13 protein-coding genes and 1 pseudogene are annotated in these 19,128 nt (G+C 65.4%); 6 read left to right on the forward strand and 8 right to left on the reverse strand.

Annotation, left to right across the window (positions count from 1 at the left end; all coding sequences use genetic code 11):
• Positions 1-231: 231 nt before the first annotated feature.
• Positions 232-1,503 carry a putative bifunctional diguanylate cyclase/phosphodiesterase gene (locus HD883_RS00795; protein WP_179588290.1) on the forward strand — a complete coding sequence of 424 codons (1,272 nt, stop codon included), beginning with the start codon at positions 232-234 and terminating at the stop codon, positions 1,501-1,503.
• Between the two features lie 3 nt (positions 1,504-1,506).
• Here HD883_RS00795 and HD883_RS00800 read toward each other — a convergent pair whose 3' ends face one another.
• The 6 genes and pseudogenes from HD883_RS00800 to HD883_RS28070 all read right to left on the reverse strand — a co-directional run.
• Positions 1,507-2,514 carry a diguanylate cyclase domain-containing protein gene (locus HD883_RS00800; RefSeq protein ID WP_373563408.1) on the reverse strand — a complete coding sequence of 336 codons (1,008 nt, stop codon included), beginning with the start codon at positions 2,512-2,514 and terminating at the stop codon, positions 1,507-1,509.
• A 2-nt stretch (positions 2,515-2,516) separates the two neighbouring features.
• Positions 2,517-3,089 carry a chemotaxis protein CheB gene (locus HD883_RS00805; RefSeq protein ID WP_179588288.1) on the reverse strand — a complete coding sequence of 191 codons (573 nt, stop codon included), beginning with the start codon at positions 3,087-3,089 and terminating at the stop codon, positions 2,517-2,519.
• Between the two features lie 18 nt (positions 3,090-3,107).
• On the reverse strand, positions 3,108-3,965 hold the full coding sequence (locus HD883_RS00810; RefSeq protein ID WP_179588802.1) for a CheR family methyltransferase: 858 nt from the start codon (positions 3,963-3,965) through the stop codon (positions 3,108-3,110).
• Entirely contained in the window at positions 3,962-7,537 is a 3,576-nt protein-coding gene (locus tag HD883_RS00815) for a hybrid sensor histidine kinase/response regulator (protein WP_179588287.1), read from the reverse strand. The genes HD883_RS00810 and HD883_RS00815 overlap by 4 nt, the downstream gene beginning before the upstream one ends.
• 86 nt (positions 7,538-7,623) lie before the next feature.
• Entirely contained in the window at positions 7,624-8,622 is a 999-nt protein-coding gene (locus tag HD883_RS00820; protein ID WP_179588286.1) for a Bug family tripartite tricarboxylate transporter substrate binding protein, read from the reverse strand.
• A 2,127-nt stretch (positions 8,623-10,749) separates the two neighbouring features.
• Positions 10,750-12,469: pseudogene (locus HD883_RS28070) on the reverse strand (Rne/Rng family ribonuclease); the annotation flags it as partial.
• Between the two features lie 584 nt (positions 12,470-13,053).
• On the opposite strand from HD883_RS28070, the gene HD883_RS00830 reads away from it, so the two are divergent.
• The 3 genes from HD883_RS00830 to HD883_RS00840 all read left to right on the forward strand — a co-directional run bounded on the left by HD883_RS00830 (position 13,054) and on the right by HD883_RS00840 (position 15,984).
• Positions 13,054-14,064 (forward strand): RluA family pseudouridine synthase, encoded by a 1,011-nt coding sequence (locus HD883_RS00830; protein WP_179588284.1) that lies wholly within the window; start codon positions 13,054-13,056, stop codon positions 14,062-14,064.
• Positions 14,061-14,789: an HAD-IA family hydrolase gene (locus HD883_RS00835; protein WP_179588283.1), complete on the forward strand. Its 729-nt coding sequence runs from the start codon at positions 14,061-14,063 to the stop codon at positions 14,787-14,789. Before HD883_RS00830 ends, HD883_RS00835 begins: the two co-directional genes overlap by 4 nt.
• Positions 14,790-14,964: 175 nt before the next feature.
• The gene (locus HD883_RS00840; protein WP_179588282.1) at positions 14,965-15,984 is read left to right on the forward strand and encodes a S49 family peptidase; all 1,020 of its coding nucleotides are present in this window, start codon (positions 14,965-14,967) and stop codon (positions 15,982-15,984) included.
• Positions 15,985-16,081: 97 nt separating this feature from the next.
• On the opposite strand, the gene HD883_RS00845 is transcribed toward HD883_RS00840, so the two are convergent.
• Together HD883_RS00845 and HD883_RS00850 are read right to left on the reverse strand one after the other, a co-directional pair.
• Complete coding sequence (locus HD883_RS00845) at positions 16,082-16,804, reverse strand: SAM-dependent methyltransferase (protein WP_179588281.1); 723 nt, start codon at positions 16,802-16,804, stop codon at positions 16,082-16,084.
• Positions 16,801-17,421 (reverse strand): Maf family nucleotide pyrophosphatase, encoded by a 621-nt coding sequence (locus HD883_RS00850; RefSeq protein ID WP_218863296.1) that lies wholly within the window; start codon positions 17,419-17,421, stop codon positions 16,801-16,803. The genes HD883_RS00845 and HD883_RS00850 overlap by 4 nt, the downstream gene beginning before the upstream one ends.
• A gap of 479 nt (positions 17,422-17,900) precedes the next feature.
• On the opposite strand from HD883_RS00850, the gene HD883_RS00855 reads away from it, so the two are divergent.
• Positions 17,901-18,536, forward strand: coding sequence for a YceD family protein (locus HD883_RS00855; protein WP_179588280.1), 636 nt, complete (start codon positions 17,901-17,903; stop codon positions 18,534-18,536).
• A gap of 348 nt (positions 18,537-18,884) precedes the next feature.
• Positions 18,885-19,067, forward strand: a complete 183-nt coding sequence (rpmF, locus tag HD883_RS00860; protein WP_179588279.1) for a 50S ribosomal protein L32 — start codon at positions 18,885-18,887, stop codon at positions 19,065-19,067.
• Positions 19,068-19,128 lie beyond the last annotated feature (61 nt).

The raw sequence follows: 19,128 nt of genomic DNA on the forward strand, positions 1-19,128 counted from the left end.
GTACAAAAGTGTCGTATTTCTGTACGCTAAAGGTGGACGCTTACTATCTGTTAGTCTTACCACCGAATTACACCCGCAAACTTTGCGTGCAATGATGAATTTCGTACATTTGACGGCATATCCGGGCTTTCACCGCACCCGGATATGCGATCATTCGTCCAAAGTCGGGGTGAGAATTCTGCGCCCGCGCGGATGAATCCCTACCCGATGCCGTCTTCTACGTCCGACTCAATGCTTCAACCCTCAAGCATCTCGAGTTTTGCCCAGCAGCTTGGCGCCGTCACCGAACGACGGGCCTTGTTGCGTGAGCTATCCGTCCTTATCAATGAGCGGCGGCGCGCGGCCGTCCTGGCCGTCAACATTCCCCAGCAGACGGACGCCCCGACGCGGGACGACATCGTTCGCCGCATCCGGCCCTACGTGCGCCTGGACGACCTGATGTGCCTGCTCGAAGACGGCAATCTGATCGTGGTGTTGCGGGATCTGGGCGACAAGGCCAGCGCCATCGGTGCGGCCCAGCGGCTGTTCCAGCGCTGCGCGCTGCTGCAGTCGATCGGGGTATCGGCCGACGACGCCTTCGTGTCGTTCGGCATCGTCATGCTGCCCAGTGACTTGTCGCAGCCCGAAAACGTGGTGCAGCGGGCCGAGCAGGCCGCGCGCTACGCCAGCCGCACGCACGCCCGCTGGGTGTGCTGGAGCAACGGCCCCGACGACGTCGACAGTGTGGTGCTGACGCGCGAAGACACGCTGGCCACCGAAGTGATCCAGGGGCTGGAGCGCGACGAATTCGAACTCTATTACCAGCCGCAACTGGAAATGGGCAGCGGCCGCCTGCGCGGCATGGAAGCGCTGATCCGCTGGCGCCGCGGCGATACCATCGTGCCGCCGGGCGACTTCATTCCGGCCATCGAAGCTGCCGGCCTGAGCGCCGCTCTGGGGTCGTGGGTGCTGCGCAAGGCCTGCCAGCAGATTTCGGCCTGGCGGGCCGAGGGGCTGCATTGCCCGCGCGTGGCGGTGAACCTGAGCGCCGCGCAATTGCAGGGCGATCTGGTCGACATCGTGTGGCACATGCTGGCTGAATACCAGACCGAGGCGAATCAGCTGGAAATCGAGCTGACCGAATCGACCGAAATCGCGCACCCCGAAGAAGCCCTGGCGATCACCGGCCAGCTGGCCGAGATGGGCATCAGCTTCAGCCTGGACGATTTCGGCACCGGCTATTCCAGTTTCGTGCGCCTGAAAGCGGCCCCGTTCCAGGCAGTCAAGATCGAACGCCAGTTCGTGGCGAACATGATGACCGATCCCTACGACATGGAAATGATTCGCGCGGTGATCGAATTTGGCCGCAAGGTCAATATCGCGACCATCGCCGAAGGGGTGGAAACGCAGGAGCAGTACGACATCCTGCGCGAGATGGGCTGCGATGCGTGGCAGGGATTTCTGTGTTCGCGGCCCATGCCGCTGGCCGACGCGACGGCCTTCCTGCGCACCGCCCGGGTCTAGACGTCACCCGCGCTGCGTGACCGCCAGCTGCCCGCTGTTCTTGCCGGCCCGCTTGGCGGCGTACATGGCGTCGTCCGCCGCCTGGATCAGGCTGTCGCGCGTGGCACCGTGCTGCGGGTAGACGGCCGCGCCGATGCTGGCGCCGACCCGCGCCTCGAACGCGTCGCCATTGGCCGTCAGCTGATAGGGCTGACCCAGCCTGGCGCAGATCTCCATGCACTTGCGCATCAGGGCGTCGGGGTCGCCGGCGTGATCCACCACCACCGCAAACTCGTCCCCGCCCAGCCGCGCCACCGTGTCTTCCACGCGCAAGATGGCACGCAGCCGCTGCGCGATCTCGACCAGCAGCATGTCGCCGGCCTGATGGCCGAAGCTGTCGTTCACCGCCTTGAACCCGTCGATGTCGATGTACAGCAGGCCGAACTTTTCGTCGTGGCGTTGCGCGCGGCTCAGCGCCTGGTCCAGCGTTTCGATGAACAGCGCGCGATTGGGCAGGCCGGTCAGCAGGTCGTGGGTGGCCTGGTGGCGCATCTGCGCTTCGATCCGCCGGCGTTCGGCAATCTCGAGCCGCAGCTGTTCATTGCGTTGCTCCAGTGACGCCAGCGCATCCGTCAGCCGGGCCTTGCTGCCATACAGTTCCAGGAACACCTTGACCTTGGACAACAGGATCGCATCGTTCACCGGCTTGGCAATGTAGTCGACCGCGCCCGACCGGTAGCCCTTCAGGCGGCTCAGGTCGTCGGCATAGGCGGCCGTCACGAAAATGATCGGCGTTTCTTCCAGGTGCAATTCGTCGCTCATGATGTCGGCGACTTCGAAGCCGTCCATGTCGGGCATGTTGACATCGAGCAGCACCAGCGCGAACTGGTGATCCAGGCACAGCGACAACGCCTCGTTGCCGGACGCGCACTCGATCACGTCGGCATCGACCTGCGCGAGCAGCCGGCGCATGGCGAACAGGTTGGCGGGAGTGTCATCGACGACCAGGATCTTTGGTCGGGAGGCAGGCACGTTCAAGGGTGAAATATCCGGTTGATCAACGGGGCAATGTCGGCAAGGCGCAGGCAATGGTCGGCGCCTGACAGGTCCAGGCAGGCTTGCGGCATGACCGGCACTTCGGCTTCGGCAGGGTCCTGCACGATAGCCAGGCCGCCAGCCCGCCGCACGGCAAGCAGGCCTTCGGCGCCGTCCTGATTGGCGCCAGTCATCACTACACCGATGAGCATCCCCCTGGATGCAAACGCCGCAGAAGAAAAGAGGACATCGATGCTGGGGCGAACGAAACACACCTTGGCATCGACCGATAATTCGAAGCGGCCGTCGCTACTGATGAGCAGATGATAGCCCGAAGGCGCAATGTGGACGACGCCTGCCGCGGGCGCGCAGCGCTCGGCGGCCTCGATCACGGGCAGGGCGGTGTGCCGGCGCAGCAGGTCGCAGATCAGATCCACTTCGTTGGATGCGGTATGCGTCACGATCACCACGGGCACGGGCAAACGCGGGTCCAGTCCGCCCAGCACGACCTGCATGGCATGCAGACCGCCGGCCGAGCAGCCGATCACGATCAGTTCAGGCAGGGGAGGCATGCGGTCCTTTCCCTGCGCCTAGGCTGGCCGCGCAAGCCGGAAGATGCGCGAAGGCACATCCACGCCAACGAATTCACCGGCCGCGGGCGCGAACGAAATGTTTTCCTTCGTGCCCAGGCACAGGAAGCCGCCGCGCACCAGGCTGGCCGCGAACAGGCCCAGCGTGCGGTTCTGCAAGGCGTCGTTGAAGTAGATCAGCACATTGCGGCAGACGATCAGGTGCGCTTCGCAGAACACGCCATCGCCTGCCAGGTTGTGGTTGGCAAACGTGACGTTGCGGCGCAAGGCCGCATCGAATTTGATCAGCTCGTAACGCGCGTGATAGTAGTCCGACAAGGACCGCGATCCGCCGGCGGCGAGATAGCGCACCGCCGCCGCCCGCGCATCGCGCACCGGAAAGATCCCTTCGCGCGCCCGCGTCAGCGCGGCGTCGGAAATGTCGGTGGCATAGATGTGGCAGCGGTCGTACAGGCCGGCTTCTTCAAGCAGGATGGCCAGCGAATAGGTCTCTTCGCCAAAGGCGCACCCGGCCTGCCAGATGTTGATCTGCGGGTAGGACGCCAGCAGCGGGAACACCTGTTCACGCAGGGCGGCGAACACCTGCGGGTCGCGAAACAGTTCCGACACCGGCACCGACAGGCCCGATATCGCCGTCGGCAAAAAGGCCGGGTCATGGAGCAGGCGCGGAATGAGGTCGCTCACGCTGGCCGCGCCTTGCTGGTCGGCCAGGTGGATCACGCGGCGCTTGAGCGATGCCCTGGCGTAGTCGCTCAGGTCGTACCCGTGGCAGCGTTGCAGCGCCTGCACGAACAGGTCCACTTCCAGGTCCTGGATGTCGGCGCTGACCGGGGGCCGGCCGTTCTGCGCCGCGGTCATGGCAACCACACCCGCATCATGGACAGCAGCTTGGGAATGTCGATGGGCTTGGACAGGTAATCGTTGGCGCCTGCGGCCAGGCTTTTTTCGCGGTCACCGCGCATGGCTTTGGCGGTCAGCGAAATGATCGGCAGCTTGCCAAAGCGGGGGTCCTTGCGGATCTCCTGGATGGTTTCGTAGCCGTCCATGACCGGCATCATCACGTCCATCAGGACCAGTTCGATGTCGGGGGATTCGTCCAGCACCTTCAGCGCCTTCTGGCCATCTTGCGCCAGGCTGACTTCCAGGCCCTTGGCCCGCAGCACCTTCGACAGCGCAAAGATGTTGCGCATGTCGTCGTCCACGACCAGCACCTTGCGGCCCACCAGTTCTTCGCCGGTATCTTCGCGCGCGGCGCCGCCCTGCTGGTTGATGCTGTGCAGGAACAGGCTGACTTCATCGATCAGGCGTTCCGGCGACCGCGCGCCCTTGATCACGATACTGTCAGTGTGCTCACGAATCCGCAGGCTTTCTTCACGCGTCAGTTCACGGGCCGAATACACCACCACCGGCGCCTGGCCGGCTTCGCTGCGCATCTGTTCCAGGAAGTCGAAGCCCGACATGCCGGGCAGGCCCAGGTCCAGCACGATGCAGTCGTAGGCCAACACATTCAGCTTGGCCAGCGCGTCTTCGGCCGACGCCGACTCGATCACTTCCACCGTGGGCGAAGCCACCAGCTTGCGCACGGCTGCGCGCGAAATCGGATCGTCATCCACGACCAGCAGACGGCGGGTGTTGTCGGCCTTGAAGTGCAGCAGGCGCTCGAACGCGCCGGTCAGCGCTTCGGACGTGACCGGCTTGGTCAGGAAGCCCACGGCGCCCAGTTCGCGGCCGCGGGCGCTTTCATCCAGCGCAGAAATGAAGTGCACGGGAATGTGCCGCACGGCCGGGTCGGCCTTCAGGTGTTCGATCACGCTCCAGCCGTCCATGCTGGGCAGCATGACGTCGAGCAGGATGCCCGTGGGTCGATAGGTGCGCGCCAGATGCAGGCCTGCTTCGCCATCGCCCGCGGCCAGCGCCTTGAGGCCCTTGCGGCGGATCAGGTCGGTCAGGATGCGGGCAAACGCCGGGTCGTCCTCGATCACCAGGATGGCGGTGTCGCCGGGCGTGATGGATTGGCGGTCGTCCTCGACAATGATGCCGGTGACGGCGGTGGCCGACAGGGTGGGCAACGGCGCGGCGGGCATGGGACGAAAGCGTGCGCCTTCGGATCGCGCATGCGCGCGCGGGGCGGTGCGGGAGTCAGCCGTCGCGGGGCTGTTGCCGTCGCCCTGGCCGGTGGCCGTCTGCGGCGTGGCCGGCTGCGTGTCGGGCAGCAGCATCGTGAAGGTGCTGCCCTGGCCGAGTTCGCTGTGCAGCACGATGTCGCCATGATGCAGCTTCATCAGCTGCCGCGAGATGGCCAGGCCCAGGCCCGTGCCGCCGTACTGGCGGCTGGTGCTGGCATCCACCTGCTCGAACGCGCCAAACACGCGGCCCAGCTTGTCGTCCGGAATGCCGATGCCGGTATCGGTGACTTCGATCGCGACCGTGCTGCGGCTGTCAAAGCCCGGATAGTCCTTGTAGGGGCGGCCGATGCGCATGTGTACCGCGCCCAGCCGGGTGAACTTGAAGGCGTTGCTGAGCAGGTTGCTGGCAACCTGTTCCAGCTTGCCGCCATCACCCACCACCGACGGCGGCATGCCGTCATCGACCAGCACCGTGAAGTCGACCTGCTTGTCCTTGGCGATGCGGTTGAAGTTGCGCTTGAGGGTGGACGCAAAGCGCGTCAGGTCCACCGGTTCCAGCAGCAGGTCCATCTTGCCCGCTTCAATCTTGGACAGATCCAGGATGTCGTTGATCAGGCGCAGCAGGTTCGACCCGCTTTCATGAATGATGCGCGCCGATTCCACCTGATCGCCCGATAAATTGCCGTCACCGTTTTCGGCCAGGTCATTCGACAGGATCAACAGGCTGTTCAAGGGCGTGCGCAATTCGTGCGACATGTTCGCCAGAAATTCCGACTTGTACTGGTTCGCGCGGGTCAGCGCTTCGGCCTTGCTTTGCGTTTCCTGCTGCAGGGTTTCCAGAATGCTTTTCTGCTGATTGAGCGTGTCCGACTTCTGCCGCAGTTCTTCGTTGGACGCCTGCAGTTCTTCCTGCTGGGTCCGCAATTCTTCTTCGGACGCGCGCAGCTCGCCGGCCTGGGCCTGGGTCTGCTCGAGCAATTCGCGGGTGCGCACGGCGCGGGTGATGTTGTCGAGCGACAGGGCCACCAGCGGACCCAAGGCGTCCAGCAAGCGCTGCTGGCGCGACGTGGGATGCGAAAAGCTGGCCAGTTCGATCACGGCCAGCAGGCGCTCGCGCGACACCACGGGCAGCAGCAGCACATGGCGGGGCGATGCCTGGCCGCTGCCCGAATGGATGTCCAGGTAGCCGGGTGGCACGTCGGCAATGGCCAGCGGCTTGCGTTCGGCGGCGCACTGGCCTACCAGGCCTTCGCCAATGGCGTAGTGGTCCGGTCGGTCACCTTGCGCGCGGTAGCCGTAGCTGCCGGTGCGCACCAGGCGTTCTTCGGTCGTGTCATGCAGGTAGAGCAGGCCTGCACCGGCGTTGAGCAGCGGCGCGACTTCCGACAGCAGGGTGTTGGCGTAGTCGCGATGCGTGTCCACGCGTTGCAGACGGGTCGACACCGAGGCAATGCCGGACTTGATCCAGTTCTGGTCGGCCGTTTCGATGGCCATGGCCTTGAAGGCTTCCAGCGCCCGCGCAATCACGCCGACTTCGTCGCGGCGGCCGACTGCGGGAATGTCGATGTCGTGATCATGACGGGCCAGCCGGGTCATCAGGTCGGCGAGTTGGCGCAGCGGCCGCGTGATCAGCGACACCGACAGCCACAGCGCCGCGGCCCCGCCCAGCAGCGCAAGCACCAGCGAACCGTAGCTCAGCCAGCGGCGCTGCATTTCGGTGTCGTCCAGCCGGCGTTCCCGTTCTTCCAGTCCGTCGCGGGCCACTTGGGCGACCTGGTCCATCAGCTGAATGATGTCAGGGGTGCGGGTCGTGGAATTGGCCGACGCGGTCTGGAAGATACGTTCGCGCTCGGTCACCGACAGGCTGCCGTCCTGCTGCCAGGCGGCCTTGACGGCGGTAATGATGGGGGTCGATACGGTGCTGATCCAGCGGCGGTCCACTTCCACCACCCGGTCCAGCCGGCTGGATTGCAAGGCATCGCCGCGTGCCGCTTCGATGATCTTGTGCAGCACGTCGTGGAAGCCCTGGTCGGCCGCGTCATACAGCGTGGTGTCCGGCGACAGGCCCGAAAACAGGATCTGCCGCATTTCGTACTGGCGCTCGAACAGGAAACGTGTGGCCCGATTCACTTCGCGCAGCAGCAGGGTGGTATCGCGCGTCGCCTGCTGGATGTCCTGCTGCTCTTTTTCGACCAGGGCGGTGCCCGCGGAAGACAGGGCGAACAGACCGATCAGAAGGCCGACAACGAGCGAGACTTTGGCCAGCAACGAGACGTCGCCAAGCCAGGTTTGGTGGAGTTTCATGAATCGGGCGGGCGCCGGACGAGGGCGCGAGGAGAGGACCGCGCTACATTAACCCGGCGCGGTCCGCTCTGCAGTAGTCCGATGGATTACTCAGCGGTAATCTGCGCGGCGCGTATCACTTTCGTCCACTTTGCAATTTCCGATTGCACCAGCGCAGCAAATGCGTCTGGCGAACTGGTCACCACATCGGCGCCTTGCTCGGCAAACCGCTTCTGCAGTTCGGGATCCTTGAGCGCTTCAAGCGACGCCTGGTACAGCTTGGCGACCACGTCCTTGGGCGTGCCGGCTGGCGCGAATACGCCATACCACTGCGGCACTTCAAAGTCGGCCAGACCGGCTTCGGCAAAGGTCGGGACGTCGGGGAACAGCGGCGACCGCTTCTTGCCGGTAATGGCCAGCGCGCGCACGGTGCCATTCTTGATCTGGCCCGACCCGCTGACCAGCGTGCCGAACATGAGCTGCGTGCGGCCAGCCACGGTATCGGCCAGGGCTGGCGCGGCGCCGCGATAGTGGATCGGCGTCATATCCGTGCCGGTCAGCTGCGCGAACAGCGCGCCGGCAATGTGCGGCATCGACCCCTTGCCCGACGACGCGTAGTTCAACTTGCCGGGCTCCGCCTTCAGCAGCGCGACCAGTTCCTTGACCGACTGCGCCTTGACGGCAGGGTTGACCAGCAACCCCGTCTGGGCGACGGCGGCCTGCGTGATCGGCGCGAAATCCTTGACGGCGTCATACGGCAGCTTTTCCAGCGCCGGGTTGGTGCCGTGGGTGCCGATGTAGCCCATCAACAGCGTGTAGCCGTCCGCCGGCGCCTTGGCGACGTAATCCGATCCGATGGTGCCGCCTGCACCGCCCTTGTTTTCGACCACCACGCTGACGCCCAGCTTGTCGGTCAGCTTCTGCGCCAGCACGCGCGCCATGAAGTCCGTGCCGCCGCCAGGCGCGGTCGGAACGATCAGGCGGACGGGTTTGTTGGGGAAGGCTGCCTGGGCCGATGCCGCCATGGGCAAGGCCAGGGTGGCCGAGGCCAGCAGTGCGCTTGCCGCGAGCGTGCGCAGGGAAGGAAGAAGGGAAGTCGTGGTCATGGTGAGTCTCGTGTCGTGTTGTCGTTGTGTCGTGTCGTTCTGTCGTGTCGTTCTTGTGGTGCGGTGATGCGGTGTCGCTTCCGGGGATGCCGCAGCATCCGGCCGAGGACGAATGATAGGACCGAAAACGACAATGCCGCACTCGAAAGTGCGGCATTGTCTTTACCCCCTGGCGCGAACGCCAGGGCAGGTTGCCGACCCCTTAACCGCGGGTTTCGACCTGCACCAGCGGCTCGTCGGCCACGGCCGCGCGAACCTTGGGTTCACGGCCCAGCTTGACCGCCGGCGTGGACGCCATCTTTTCCTGGGCAGCCACCAGCTTGCTGCGGTCCGTCTCGACCCACTGCATGCCGGCCTGTTCGACCACCTGGACCAGATCGGCCTTGGCGGGCGCGGCGGCAGGCGCTGCTGCGGCGGGTGCCGGAGCAGGTGTAGCGGCAGGTGCCGGAGCCGTTGCCGGAGCCGCCACCGGTGCGGGCGCAGCGGCAGGCGTGACCGTGGCGGGAGCCTCGGCCGGCGCAACCGGTGCTTCGGCCACGGCCGTCACAGGCACGTCGGCGATGAACGCCGGCGACACGGCAACGGGTTCCGGCTCGGCGGCAGGTTCGGCCACCGGAGCCGGGGCAACAGCAGCCGGAGCAACTGGAGCCGGAGCAACCGCAGCCGGAGCAACAGCAGCCGGGGCAACAGCAGCCGGGGCAACAGCAGCCGGGGCCGGCACCAGGGCCGGGACGACGGCCGGCGCCGCCGCCTGGACCGGTGCAGGCACCGACGCGTCGGGTTCCAGCGCTTCGACCGTGGCTTCGCCCTTCGCGGCTTCGACCTTGACCAGGCGGTCTTCGGTCTCGGCCGGCAGCTCGGCAGGCGCAGCCACCGGAGCAGGTGCGGTGTTCACGGCATCGGCAGCGGCAGCCGCAGCGGCAGGCGCGGCAGCCGGAGCCACTGGCGCAGGTGCCACAACCGGTGCAGGTGCCACAAACGGCGCAGCAGCCACGGGTTGCGACGGCACGGCAGCGTCAGACGATGCCGAAGCCGATCCAGCAAACGGATCCACCGGCGCCTTCGGGGCGCTGGGGGTCAGGAACGGATCAGCAATCGATGCGGCCGGGGTGACCGGCACATCGGCGGCAGGCGCCGCCACGGGCACCGGCACGCCCAGATCCACCGGCGACGATGCCTTGGCGTCGGTCACGGCTTCCGCAGCGATTGGCGCGACTGGCGTTGCAGGCCCAGCATGCGCCACGGCGTTTTCGACCACGGCCGCTTCGGTCACCGCAGGCGACAGCAGGGTCACGTCGCGGTCATCGGCGCTGGCGTCGTCGTCATCCAGGTCGCTCATGCCATCTTCCTGCATGGGCTGGCCGGCCTCGTTGGTACGGCGGCCGCGGCGGCCACGACGGCGGCGGCGCTTGCGCTCCGGTTCGCCTTCGACGCCATCGTCGGTTTCACCCGGGGCCAGTCCATCGGCATCCAGGATGGGGGTGCCGGCATCGATCGCCTGACCCATTTCCTGCGGCGCATTGATGGCATCGGCCAGCGGGCGCGTCATGTCGTCCGGATGCGGCACGATGACCGGCTTGGGTGCCGGGGCAGGTGCGGCAACCGGTTCAGCGATCGCGACCTGCGTCACGACGGCAGCGGTGGTCAGTGCGGTCTCGTCGATCTGCACGTCGTCACGGCGGCCACCGCGGCGGCCACGGCGGCTGCGCGGACCGCGCGGGTCGAGCGCATCGGCGTCGTCGGCGGCGTAGGGCGCGGTCGACAGGGCGGCGTGGCGGACTTCTTCCGGACGCTGGCGGGCCGTGTCGGCGCGCGGGGCGCGGTCGTCACGGCGGCCGTCGCGGCGGCCACGGCCTTCCTTGCGGCCGTCCAGGTCGCCGTCGATGCGGGTCACGTCGTCGGACGCACGCGGCTCGCGATTGTCACGGCCTTCGCTGCGGCCGCGGTTGTTGCCGCTGCCATTGCTGCCGGTGCGGCGGTTGCGATTGCGGTTGGCATCGCGGGCGGCGGTGTCGGGCGTGGCGACCGGACGCGGAGCCGGAGCCGGTGCGACCGGCGCCGGATCGGCGAACGTGCTGCGGAACCAGCCCATCACGCGCGACAGCAGGCCGGCAGCCGGCTCGACCACCGGTGCGGGCGCAGGCGTGGGCGCGGGTGCGGCGGCGGCGGCACCCCGGCGCGGACGCAGCGGCGTGACATTGCCGGCCTCGTCCACGGTGGTGGGCGTCGACGACACAGGCGCCGGTTGCGATGGGGTGATGCCCTTGACCAGCGCTTCGGGCTTGGCCTTGACCTCGGATTCCTGCAGCGAATAAGCCAGGTTCGTTTCGGGCGCTTCGGCCAGTTCGAAGCTGGCTTTGGCGTTCTCAAGGCGCGGGTCGTCGTGACGCAGGCGCTCGAGCGTGTGATGCGGGGTGTCCAGATGCTTGTTCGGGATCAGGATCAGGTTGACCTTGAGCCGGGCTTCCATCTTGGCGATGTCGGTGCGCTTCTCGTTCAGCAGGAAAGTCGCGACTTCCACCGGCACCTGTGCATGCACAGCCGCCGTGTTTTCCTTCATCGACTCTTCTTCGATCAGGCGCAGCACCTGCAGCGCGCTCGACTCGGTATCGCGGATCACGCCGGTGCCGTTGCAACGCGGGCAGGTGATGTGCGAACCCTCGTTCAGGGCCGGACGCAGGCGCTGGCGCGACAGTTCCATCAGGCCGAAACGCGAAATCTTGCCCATCTGGACGCGGGCACGGTCGAAGTGCAGGGCCTCGCGCAGCCGTTGTTCCACCGCGCGCTGGTTCTTGCTGTCTTCCATGTCGATGAAGTCGATCACGATCAGACCGCCCAGGTCGCGCAAGCGCAGCTGGCGGGCGACTTCGTCGGCCGCTTCAAGGTTGGTCCGCACCGCGGTTTCTTCGATGTCGCTGCCCTTGGTCGAGCGCGCCGAGTTCACGTCGACGGCCACCAGGGCTTCGGTATGGTCGATCACCACGGCGCCGCCCGAAGGCAGCGGCACGGTCCGCGCGTAGGCGGTTTCGATCTGGTGTTCGATCTGGAAACGCGAAAAGAGGGGAACGTCGTCCTGGTAGCGCTTCACGCGGCTGACGTTGTCCGGCATCACCACGCCCATGAAGGCGCAGGCCTGGTCGGCAATGTCGTCGGTGTCGATCAGGATTTCGCCGATGTCGGGCGAAAAGTAGTCACGGATCGCGCGGATCACCAGACTGGATTCAAGGTAGATCAGGATCGGGCCGGTGTTGTCACGGGCGGCGCCGTCGATCGCGGTCCACAGTTGCAGCAGATAGGACAGGTCCCACTGCAGTTCTTCGACATTGCGGCCGATGCCGGCGGTGCGGGCGATGATGCTCATGCCGGTCGGGACCGACAATTGCTCCATGGTCTCGCGCAGTTCCTGGCGGTCTTCGCCTTCCACGCGGCGCGAAACGCCACCGCCGCGCGGATTGTTGGGCATCAGGACCAGATAGCGGCCAGCCAGCGAAATGAAGGTGGTGAGGGCGGCGCCTTTGTTGCCGCGCTCTTCCTTTTCGACCTGGACGATGAGTTCCTGGCCTTCACGCAGCACGTCCTGGATGCGGGCGGTGCGGACGTCGACGCCTTCCTTGAAGTAGGCGCGGGCGATTTCCTTGAAGGGCAGGAAACCGTGGCGTTCTTCGCCGTAGTTGACGAAACACGCTTCCAGACTGGGTTCGACCCGGGTGACGATACCCTTGTAGATATTGCCTTTGCGCTGTTCGCGGCCGGCAGTTTCAATGTCGAGGTCGATGAGTTTTTGCCCATCGACAATGGCAACGCGCAGTTCTTCCTGGTGCGTTGCATTAAACAGCATGCGCTTCATGTATGAAGTTCTCCGTGGTCATATCGCGCCGGAATCGGCGCGCAGCCTCGGGCCATCAGGAAGAATGCATCACGCAGGGCGAGCAGAAAGAAAGCCGGTGCGCGAAGGGCGCACCCCACGGGTCAGGTCAATGTGGCCAGCCGGGCGTGGAATGCGCAGGGTCAAGGAAGAGCGCTTGCACCGTGAATGCCGCAGCCGACGCCCCTGCACCGCAATCGGCGGTGGGGGACATGAAGTGGCGCGGGATCGAATAGTTTATGTTCACGGATTTTGCGAGCCAGACCAGCGCGCTTGTCTAAGCGCGCCGTTATTGCGTATACGACGGTTTCCTCTACAGGCGTCTGCGGAAGCGTACTTCTGTGGACTGCGCGGCAAGACCCGTTAGGTGCGGATGCTGGCGGCGCGGTCGACAGGCGACCGTGACGGCCCGAAGAATCAAGTGGGAGGGGCGGGTACAATTCCGGCACACTTAGCAAACACCTGTGGCACACAAGGCGGAGACGCCGCGAAAAAGCGCGTCTCGACGCATACGTGCTGCACCCCGGTGTTGCAACCCACCTGACTCGATCAGGCTTCTGGATTATATGTCGGTACCCCTATTGCGCAAAGCGAAATCCTCCGCTCCAACCTCGGCCCGCAAGCCTGCGCCAGCCCGGCCGACGCCCTCCGCGCCGGCCCCTCTGGTCGTGCGGCAGGTCGAGGTGGACGACGACCACGACGGCCAGCGACTCGACAATTTCCTCATGCGCCTGTGCAAGGGCGTACCCAAGAGCCATATCTATAAGGCGATCCGGGGTGGCGAGGTCCGGGTCAACAAGGGCCGGGTGGGGGTCGACCATCGTCTGGCCGTGGGCGACATCGTGCGGGTTCCGCCGCTGCGCCTGCCCGAACAGAAGGTCCATTTCGTGCCACCCGGGGAGTTTCCCGTAGTGTTCGAAGATGAAGCCATGCTGGTCATCGACAAACCCGCCGGCGTCGCCGTCCATGGCGGCAGCGGCGTCGACTTCGGCGTGATCGAACAGCTGCGCAAGTCCCGTCCCCAGGCCAAGTTTCTTGAACTGGTCCACCGGCTCGACCGCGACACGTCGGGCCTGCTCATGATCGGCAAGAAGCGCAGCGCGCTGGTGGGTCTGCACCAGTCCCTGCGCGACGGCGGCTGGAGCAAGCACTACCTGACGGTGGTGTCGGGCGACTGGGTCAACGATCGCCAGCACGTCCGCCTGCCGCTGACCAAGTGGACCACCAAGTCCGGAGAACGCCGCGTGCGCGTGGACCCCGATGGCCAGGTGGCGCACACCATCTTTTCGCTCAAGCAGCGCTACGGCGCGTTCAGCCTGCTCGACGCCGAACTCAAGACCGGGCGGACTCACCAGATCCGCGTCCATCTCGCCAGCAGCGGCTTTCCCATCATCGGGGACGACAAATATGGCGATGACGACGTGAATGCCCGCCTGGCCAGCAGCGGCTTCAAGCGCATGTTCCTGCATGCGCATACGCTAAGCCTGTTGCACCCCCTGACCGGAGAGCGGCTTGAACTGCAGGCGCCGCTGCCGCCCGACTGTGTTGCCTTCCTTGAGGAACTTGCCACGCCATGAACGCGCTCCATCCGGCACCGGTTTCCGCCGCCCGCCCTACGTATTCCCTGGTTGTGTTCGACTGGGACGGCACCCTGATGGACTCGACGCCCACCATCGTCAACGCGATCCAGGCGTCCTGCCGCGACCTGGGTCTGCCCGTGCCGCCCGACGCCGCGGCCAGCTGGGTGATCGGCCTGGGCCTGACCGAAGCGCTGGCGACGGCCATTCCCACGCTGCAGCCAGAACAGATCCCCAAGCTGCTGGAACGCTATCGCTTCCATTACCTGACCAAGGATCCCGAACTGCGGCTGTTTCCGGGCATCCAGGAGATGCTGGATGCCCTGCGGAGCAAAGGCGTGAAGATGGCGGTGGCTACCGGCAAGAGCCGCCTGGGCCTGGAACGCATGCTGGAAACCACTGGCCTGCGGCCGTACTTCACGGCCACGCGCTGCGCCGACGAGACGTTCTCCAAGCCGCATCCGGGCATGTTGCTGGAGTTGATGGAAGAAATTGGCACGATCCCCGAAGAAGTCATCATGATCGGTGATACGTCACACGATCTGAACATGGCCTGCAATGCGGGCGTGGCCGGACTGGGCGTGGCCTATGGCGCCCATCCGATCAGCGAACTGCTGCCCTGCCGGCCCGAAGTGGTCGTTCACACCGTGCCAGAGCTGCATGCCTGGCTGATCGGTCATGTCATCGGCGGTCCGGTCACCGGCACGCCGGCTGGCGCGGCCTGATCGCGGGGCGCTTCCGGGCGGAGCGAGCGATGGCACCGCCCGCCCGGCGGCCGCCGGCCTTCATGGCCTTTACACCACAGGTCACGCATCTCCATCGGCCGCACGGTATTGCCGTCAGGTGGAATCGCCTATCCTAATGTCCTTAATGTCTGTCCCGTCATAGCGAGCACTGTTCATGTCCCAGGATGTCTATCCGCCCTCATCGTCGTCCGCCGCGGCCTATCCGGACGCCGCGCGGCCGGTCCTGGCCGAGCCGTGGGAGCGGGAAGTGCTTGAAAAGCTCGTTTTCGCGTCGTTGAAAGAGCAGCGCGCCAGGCGCCGCTGGACGATCTTCTTCCGGCTGCTGTTCATCGCCATCGTCTTGTTCATCCTGTTTTCCATGACGGACCTGTTCAGCCGTGGTTCGTCGGCCAGCGTGCCCGAAGCCCATACGGCGCTGGTCACGCTGGACGGCGTCATCGATGCCGAAGGCGAAGCCAGCGCCGAGAAGGTGGTGGGTGCGTTGCAGGCCGCCTATGAAGACGCCGGCACGCGAGGCGTGATCCTGCGTATCAACAGCCCGGGCGGCAGCCCGGTACAGTCCGGCATCATCTACGACGAAATCCGCCGCCTGCGCGAACTGCACGCCGACAAGCCGCTGTATGTGGTGGTCGAGGAAATCTGCGCGTCGGGCGGGTATTACGTCGCCGCCGCGGCCGACAAGATCTACGTCAACCGGGCCAGTATCGTGGGTTCCATTGGCGTGATCATGGAAGGTTTCGGCTTTACCGGCCTGATGGAAAAGGTGGGCGTGGACCGCCGCCTGGTCGTTTCGGGTGAAAACAAGGCGCTGCTCGATCCGTTCTCGCCGCCCAATCCGGCTCAGCAGCAATATGCGTCGCAGCTGGTGGGTGAGATCTATCAGCAGTTCGTCACCGCCGTCAAAACCGGCCGGGGCGATCGCCTGAAAGAAACGCCCGACATGTTCACCGGGCTGATCTGGACCGGCGCCAAAAGCGTGGAACTGGGCCTGACCGACGGCCTGGGCACCGTGGAAAGCGTGGCTCGCGACGTGATCAAGGCCGAAACGGTCGTGGATTACACGGTCAAGGAAAACCTGGCCGAACGCGTGGCCAAACGCGTCGGCATGTCGTTTGGCGCTGGCGCGGTCAACGCCAGCCTGGGCGCGACGCAGCGCGGGTACAGCTGGCGGTAAGACGCAGCGGGGTCGGCACGGTGCCGCGCGGTGCACCGCAATGCGGTCCAGGGCGGCGCGGTCCCTGACCGACGCGACACCGCACGCAGGCGGCTGCTTACTTCCCCTTGCCGTGCGCCAGATACAGGAACAGGGTCGGCTGTTTGTCCAATGACGGTGCCGGCCGGCTCTTCCAAGCCGACACCGGATGCGTCTGCACCCATTCCTCATCGGTCGTCAGTGACCGGGCCACGCACAGCAAGGTATCGCCGCGCAGGCCGTCGATCAGCGTCTGGAACATCGCGCCATTGCGATAGGGCGTCTCGATCAGCAATTGCGTCTGGTCGTGGCGCGCCGACAGCGTCTCCCACTCCTTGAGCTGTTTCAGCCGTTCAGCCGCGTCCACCGGGGCGTAGCCGTGAAAGGCGAAGCGCTGCCCGTCCAGTCCGCTCGCCATCAGGCCCAGCAGGATGGACGACGGCCCCACCCACGGGCGTACCTGGATTCCCATGGCGTGCGCCGCCCGCGCCACCGTCGCGCCGGGGTCCGCCACGGCGGGGCAGCCCGCTTCGGACACCAGCCCGATCTCGCCACCCTTGGCGATGGGCGCCAGCCACGCGCGGATGTCGTCGGGCCGGGCCTTCTGGTCCAGCGTGTGGATGGTGATTTCCTGCAGCGGGCGTATCGTGCCGATGGCTTTGAGGAAGGCGCGCGCCGTCTTGGCGTTCTCGGCAATATAGGTGTCCAGGCGGCTGGCCAGGCTGCGAACGTCGGCTGGCAGCCAGCGTTCCGGGGGCGCGTTGCCCAGCGATACGGGAATCAGATGCAGGATGCCGCTCACGCCGCGTCTCCAGTAGAAAGGTGGTCCAGGGGGTCCAGGCCGAACTGCGCAAGCAGGCGGGTGGTGGCAATCAGGGGCAGGCCGATCAGCGCTGTCGGATCGTCGCTGTCGATCCGTTCCATCAGGGCGATGCCCAACGCTTCGGCCTTGGCGCTGCCGGCGGTGTCGTAAGGCGTTTCGGCGTGCAGGTAGGCGGTCAGCGCGCGGGTCGTCAGGGCTCGCAGGCGGCAGCGCGTATCTACCACGGCGGTGCGCACCGTCACGCCGTCATCGATGGCCAGCGCCGTGTGGAACATGACGTCCTTGCCCTGCATGGATTGCAGCTGGGCCAGGGCGGCATCGAAGCTGCCGGGTTTGCCGATCGGGCTGCCGTCGATGGTCGCCACCTGGTCGGACCCAATCACCACGCTGCCGGGGTGAAGACTGGCCACGGCACGGGCCTTGGCGCACGCCAGGCGCAAGGACAGGTCGACGGGCGGCTCGCCAGGGTGTGGTGTTTCGTCCACGCCCGGCGAGACAACGGAAAAGGGCAGCCGCAGACGCTCGAGCAGCTCACGCCGGTAGATGGACGTGGATGCCAGGATGAGCGGGCGGGGCAGGGGAGTTGGAATGGCCATGAATCAGGGTTTTGCCCAGGTAAGTGTTTGACTCGCTTGGATTTTCCACGCTATTATCCAACGTTTTCCCGGCGGGCTTTTGCTCTTGGGAATGCGCTGGCAGCGGCGGCATCATTGAAGGCCAGGGTCAGTTGATCGGGCATTGGCCCGATGAATGGTCTTCAAGTACTGGTCCAAGCGATGGTTCCAAGCACTGGTTCCAAGCCCTGGCCCCAAGCACTTGCCGATCGGGTATGGCCCTTTGGCCGCCTGACTACCGGTCGAATGGGGCTTGAGGTTCGGGCTTGAAGTTCGGCCTGAAGTTCGGCCTGTAACCCAGCCCCAGCCCCTGCCACCAGATCCACATTACGGAATTTCACACCACGCATCGATCGATTGCAGCGCGCGAACTGCGGGCAGGCCACATGCCATTGCCCGGAATGCCCCCAGACGCGACCAAGATATCTGCGACGTGACACTTATCCCTGACCCGGCCAGCCATGACCCAGCACGACAAGCACAGCGATTCCGACGACGCGCCCACGCCTGAACAGGTGGCGGCAGCAGCAGCGCCAGGCCGCTACATCGATGCCTTTGAATTTGTCCGGCTGGGCAAGTCCACCCAGGGTTCCGCTCCCATCACCTGGTTCGAGCGACTGGTGGAAGACATGCCCGAGCAGCAACCGGGCGCCATGGTGTCGTGGTCGGCCCACGCCGACAAGGGTCCGCTGGGCGAGCCGTTGATCGTGCTTGGGGTCGATACGGTTCTGACCGTACAATGCGAGCGCTGCCTGGGGCCGATGCCGGTGCATCTGGCGTCCGAAGTGCCGCTGCAGCTGGTCGAAACCGAAGCCGAGCTTGACGATCCCGACAGCTTCGATGTGTCGGAACTCGACGCCTTCGAAGCGGGCGAGGCCTTTGACAAGGTGCTTGGCACCCGCAAGTTCGATCTTTTCGAACAGGTCGAAGACGAGCTGATCCTGTGCGTGCCGTACGTGCCCAAGCACGACGTGTGCCCCGAAGGCGCTTTGCCGCCAGGCCTGGGGGATGCGGACACCGACAGCGAAGAAGAGCGTGAGCCATCGCCCTTTGCGGCGTTGGCGAAATTGAAAGGCAAGCCTGACCTGGCCAGTTGAGCCGGCAGACTGCCATGCCGGGCACCATCCCCGGCGGATCGGGGGTACCAATCCCCGGCGGGTCGGGGGCACCAATCCCCGGCGGATCGGGGGCACCATCCTCCGGCTGAAGTCCAGAATTTGTCCGTAGCGCGGCGCCGCAGGTGACACACCTGCGATGCACGACGATGCGGGTCGATGTAGTGCAGTAGCAGTATGTAGTTGACGTTGGGTCCAAAGAACGGTGTGTCGGGCAAGCCTGCGCAGGCCACCGTTATCTTCATTGAAAGCAGGCATCAGAACTCGCGACGGCATGACCTGAGCCGATATGGCTTACAATGCGCGCGCCGTTCCAAGGAGTCATCTAACATGGCCGTTCAGCAAAACAAGAAGTCGCCTTCCAAGCGTGGCATGCACCGTGCACACGATTTCCTGACCAACCCGCCGACCGCTACCGAAGCGACGACGGGCGAGACGCACCTGCGTCATCACATCAGCCCTAACGGTTTCTACCGTGGTCGCAAGATCTTCAAGACCAAGAACGACGAGTGATGATTGACGGCCCCAGGGGGCAAGTCCTTGTTATGAGACTAGTCCCGACAGGGCCGTTACT

Origin of the sequence: Pigmentiphaga litoralis (assembly GCF_013408655.1) — a bacterium.
GTDB classification, from domain to species: Bacteria; Pseudomonadota; Gammaproteobacteria; order Burkholderiales; family Burkholderiaceae_B; genus Pigmentiphaga; species Pigmentiphaga litoralis_A.

Coding starts and splice junctions, on each gene's coding strand:
- HD883_RS00795 (WP_179588290.1), top strand. CDS start 232: ATGCTTCAACCCTCAAGCATCTCGAGTTTTGCCCAGCAGCTTGGCGCC.
- HD883_RS00805 (WP_179588288.1), bottom strand. CDS start 3,089: ATGCCTCCCCTGCCTGAACTGATCGTGATCGGCTGCTCGGCCGGCGGT.
- HD883_RS00810 (WP_179588802.1), bottom strand. CDS start 3,965: ATGACCGCGGCGCAGAACGGCCGGCCCCCGGTCAGCGCCGACATCCAG.
- HD883_RS00815 (WP_179588287.1), bottom strand. CDS start 7,537: ATGAAACTCCACCAAACCTGGCTTGGCGACGTCTCGTTGCTGGCCAAA.
- HD883_RS00820 (WP_179588286.1), bottom strand. CDS start 8,622: ATGACCACGACTTCCCTTCTTCCTTCCCTGCGCACGCTCGCGGCAAGC.
- HD883_RS00830 (WP_179588284.1), top strand. CDS start 13,054: ATGTCGGTACCCCTATTGCGCAAAGCGAAATCCTCCGCTCCAACCTCG.
- HD883_RS00835 (WP_179588283.1), top strand. CDS start 14,061: ATGAACGCGCTCCATCCGGCACCGGTTTCCGCCGCCCGCCCTACGTAT.
- HD883_RS00840 (WP_179588282.1), top strand. CDS start 14,965: ATGTCCCAGGATGTCTATCCGCCCTCATCGTCGTCCGCCGCGGCCTAT.
- HD883_RS00850 (WP_218863296.1), bottom strand. CDS start 17,421: ATGGCCATTCCAACTCCCCTGCCCCGCCCGCTCATCCTGGCATCCACG.
- HD883_RS00855 (WP_179588280.1), top strand. CDS start 17,901: ATGACCCAGCACGACAAGCACAGCGATTCCGACGACGCGCCCACGCCT.
- rpmF (WP_179588279.1), top strand. CDS start 18,885: ATGGCCGTTCAGCAAAACAAGAAGTCGCCTTCCAAGCGTGGCATGCAC.